The organism is Rhizocola hellebori (genome assembly GCF_016862955.1).
GTDB classification, from domain to species: Bacteria; Actinomycetota; Actinomycetes; order Mycobacteriales; family Micromonosporaceae; genus Rhizocola; species Rhizocola hellebori.
In genome coordinates, this window is record NZ_BONY01000172.1 from 1 (window position 1) to 3895 (window position 3895).

Consider the following 3895-nt stretch of genomic DNA (forward strand, 5'->3'; position numbering starts at 1 on the left):
TATAGGCCCGCCGGCAACTTGTGCCTCGTCGACCTGACCGCGCTCAATCCGATCGCGGCAGTCGACCGCGATAAAGACGACAAACCGAAGCAGCAACAGGAATTTAACGCCGAGTCACAGCAGACGTTGCGCGGATACGAGTTCCGCGGCTGCGTGATGCAGCGTTGGTTGAAAGGCGACCGCAACGACGTTGGTGACCGGTGGTATTCACTACGCGTGCAAGCGACATACTTTCCCGACGGGACGCAAGAGGACAAAGTCAACCGGCACATCGACGCCCAGCTCAAGGCAGCGAGAGAACCGGGTCACATCCGTAATGTCAAGGACGGGCCATCGATCGGCGGGCTTGGCCAACGAGCGATCCAGATGTCCGGCCAGGATCCGATTTCTGCTGCCGGCGATCCGCAGTACTACCTGCTGGTGCGCAACGAGAATCTGGTGCTGGAAGTGAGCATGGGGATTCACCCGTTTGGACTCAAGGGAAACCCGCCACCGCGGTTTGTCGGGGACCCGCCGTCGCTGCTGCAGTCGTTTGCCCTGGCCAACCTCACCACGCTGCGTTCGCTGCCGGAAAACTGATCCACAACACCGCCGTTGGGGGTCGCTTGATCCGCAACGGCGACTGGTCGCAGCTGAAACTGCTGCGCCTGAACCGCAACGGTGGTGATGCGGTCCAGACGGAAGAATCTGACCGCGCCACAGCCTGCTGACAATAGCTCGCGACGGTTCCGCCTCGGCGTGTCTGCTTGCTTAATGTGAACCAGACAGAGCACCCGGCGGCGACGTACCAGCGCGTTCCACGCGGAGCCGGCCACAATATTAAGCAGCGCCATGGCATCGCCGTACTGATACCCCGCATAAACACCGAACCCGCACCGAACACTGATCACGAGCGAAGCGAGCAACGCGACCCACTCGCTCTCACCACACGAACGGCAAGCGGACAGCGGTGTTGGGTTGCGACGGGGAGATGGCTGGCGGTGATCTGACAGACATCGGTGGGATATGTGGCTAGGTTACTCAGGCATGTATGCGACGATTTCTGGCCTTGCCCGTCCACGCTGGGTGTTGTCCTGGCAGCGGCGTCTCGGTGGCCGGTACAACCTGGCCGCGGCGCTGATCGCGGCGCTGGTGTTCGCGTTGACTGTGGCCGGGCTTGTTGGGCTGGCGATCATTCGCGTGCTCGCGGCTATGCCCAGCGAGGGTGAGGCCATGGCCATCGCGCAGATCGCTATGCTCAAGGCGCCGGTGAATCTGCCCGGTGGGGTTGTGTATTGCGATCGGGTTTGCCCAGTGGATTGGTACCTGCACGGGGATCAGGTCGCCTCGTTCGACGATGACATCCTGGAAAATCTTGCGCCGAGCTTTGACGTCCGCGGGCTGCTGCCGCCGGGAGTTCATCCGCTTGATGACCATGTGGCCGTCGCGTACCCGATGGAGTTCCAGAATGTCGGCACGTTCCTTCGCGCGGCTCGCCAGCGCTTGGCGACGGCCGGGTGGGCTTTCAATGCGCTTTCTGATGATTCAAGCTATACCAGTGTCTGGGCGGCGAAAGACGATCTGGTGGTGCGTGTTTACACGACCACCGCGCCCTATGGGCGCGGCGAGACGGCGCTGATTGAAGTCAGCGCAAACTTTCCGGTCTACGGCGCTGCGTTCATCGGGCTCGGTTTCCTGCTCAGCTTGCCGGCCGGATGGGCGCTGACCACCCGTACCCTGCAACGGGCCCGTCGCTCCCGCATGCAGATCAAATCACTGATTGTTATCGCGGGAAGCCTTGTCCTGCCTGCCATCTGTATCGCGTTGATCGGAATGGCGGTGGCAGGCTTCGTCGCGCTCACCGACGATCTGTCCATCACCGACTTGCTCCTACCGGCCGCAACCCTGTCGGTGTTATCAGACATCCCCGTCGTCATCCCTGCCACCGCGACCGCCATCGTGTTGATGCTGCTTCTCACCTCCGTGCCCCTTGCCCGGCAAATGCGGGCAGCCGGCCGCGCCCGATTCTGGGCGGGCTGATCAACGAATACACGCAGGCCGCATAGCCTTAGCCTGATTTACGAGCCCCACTGTCGACGCTCATGGAATTCCCCAGGGCTTGTGATCACGTAATTCCCCATGGGGTGGGCCTCGATGTCCTTTCTACTCGTTGTGGTTTTGGGGAGTGCGAGTGGCCCCCTTGGGCCGTTTGTTGGGGCGGTAGCTTGGCCCGTTCATAAAGACTTGATGACTGTTATTGATCAGGCGGTCGAGCAGCGATTCGGCGACGACTGCGTTGGGAAATAAGGGATACCAGTCTTGGGGTGCCCGGTTGGCGGTGATGATGAGGCTGCGGTTGCTGTTGGCCCGTTCTGAGATGAGCTCGTAGAGGTCGTCGGCTTGTTGCGGGTTGAGCTCGCGCATGGCGAAGTCGTCGAGGATCAGGACGGCGGGCCGGGTCAGTTCGGCCAGCCGTCTTGCCCAGGTGCGGTCGGCGTGTCCGCCGGCCAGGTCGGCCAGTGCGCGGCTGGTCTTGATGAACCGGACTTCGGCGAGCTGGCGGATGGCGAGCATGCCGAGTGCTTGTGCGACATGGCTTTTACCGACTCCGACCGGGCCGTAGAGGATGACCGATTCCCCGGCGTGTAGCCAGCGAAGCGCGGCCAGGTCACGGATCTGGGCAGCGGGCAGTTTCGGGCTGGCGCCGAAGTCGAACTCCTCCAGGGTGCAGAGTTGGTCGAAGTGGGCGCGCCGGACGCGGCGGGCCATGGCCTGGGTTTCCCTGCGGCCGATCTCGTCGTGGCAGAGCACTTGCAAGAAGTCCAGATGGCCGAGCTCGCCGTTGCGGGCCTGGGCAAGGCGGGCGTCGAGGGTGTCGAGCATCCCGGAGAGCTTCAATGCCCGCAGACTCGTATGCAGGCTGGTATCGACAACAGTCATCGGTTCCTCTTTCTGGTGGCGGAGGGAGGCTGGATGGTGCGCTGGTCGCTCGTGGTGGCCGAGGGGCCGGCGGGCGGCTGGCTCGTGTCGGCCTGGTCCGCGGCGAGCGGGCGGCTCGTCTTCTGCATGGGGATGACGTTGGCGAACAGCTGCGAAGGACCGTGCAGGAACGCTGCGGCTCCGCCGTCGCCGGTGCGGGTGTGCTCAGGCGCGGGTTCGATGTCGGTACCGGCTGTCAAGATGCCTTTGATCGTGCGATACGACGGATCGCCGACCGCGATGGCCTTGGCGCATGCGGCTTCGACGCGCTCGACGGGGTATTTGCCGGTCAGGCCGAGGATGCCCTGAGCGGCCCGCAGCCGGAACAGGACTCCGACGGCTAGGAGTCCGTCGATGACCTCGGTGCAGGCCGGGCCGATCTCGGCGGCCCGCTGACGGCACCAGACCGGAGTGCGCATCTTGAACGCGATCTTCTCCGGCGGGTAGTGGCCGAAATCGGTTTGCTTACCAGAAGGTTTACGGCCATGGGTCGCGATCAGCTGTCCATTGTGGAAGATCTGCACCACCGTCGGCGTCGACCGGGCGTCGACGCGTTGACCGATGTAGCGCCACGGGATCGAGTACAGGGTCTTGCCGACCTTGGCGTGGATGTCCGGGCCGACCTTCGCCGTCGACCAGGTCGCCAGCACGAAAGGCTTACGCGGCAACGGCAGCAACGCCTCGGCTTCCAGCGCGGTGAACACGTCCAAGGGCTTGGCGCCGCCCAGCGGGCGACATGAACGTGATCCGGCGACCTGGATACACCACCGCAGCGCCTCAGCGCGCATCTGCTGCAGCGAGGTGAATTCCCTTCCGCGCCAGAAGCTGTCCCGAACATACGGAACTTGGCGCTCCACCCTAGGCTTGTCCTTCGGTTTGCTCCGGCGGGCCGGGTCGACCAGGACCCCGTAATGTGCGGCGAGCTCGCCATAGGACC

At 63.6% G+C, this 3895-nt stretch carries 4 protein-coding genes; 2 read left to right on the forward strand and 2 right to left on the reverse strand.

Translation table 11 applies throughout. The annotated features are described in order from the left end of the window. Both Rhe02_RS49230 and Rhe02_RS49235 read left to right on the forward strand, forming a co-directional pair. Positions 1 to 579: hypothetical protein (locus Rhe02_RS49230; protein WP_203915517.1), on the forward strand; the 579-nt coding region annotated here is incomplete at its 5' end. 633 nt (positions 580 to 1212) lie between these two features. Continuing rightward, positions 1213 to 2019: a hypothetical protein gene (locus tag Rhe02_RS49235; RefSeq protein ID WP_203915518.1), complete on the forward strand. Its 807-nt coding sequence runs from the start codon at positions 1213 to 1215 to the stop codon at positions 2017 to 2019. A 123-nt stretch (positions 2020 to 2142) separates the two neighbouring features. Here the strand turns inward: Rhe02_RS49235 and istB are convergent, their stop codons facing one another. After that, positions 2143 to 2919 carry an IS21-like element helper ATPase IstB gene (gene istB / locus Rhe02_RS49240; RefSeq protein WP_203915519.1) on the reverse strand — a complete coding sequence of 259 codons (777 nt, stop codon included), beginning with the start codon at positions 2917 to 2919 and terminating at the stop codon, positions 2143 to 2145. Further along, positions 2916 to 3895 (reverse strand): Mu transposase domain-containing protein (locus Rhe02_RS49245; protein WP_444544537.1); only part of this gene is annotated, 980 nt, incomplete at its 5' end. The genes istB and Rhe02_RS49245, both read right to left, overlap by 4 nt.

Excerpts from the sequence above, each read along its gene's own strand:
- istB (WP_203915519.1), bottom strand. The coding sequence starts at position 2,919 with ATGACTGTTGTCGATACCAGCCTGCATACGAGTCTGCGGGCATTGAAG.
- Rhe02_RS49235 (WP_203915518.1), top strand. The coding sequence starts at position 1,213 with ATGGCCATCGCGCAGATCGCTATGCTCAAGGCGCCGGTGAATCTGCCC.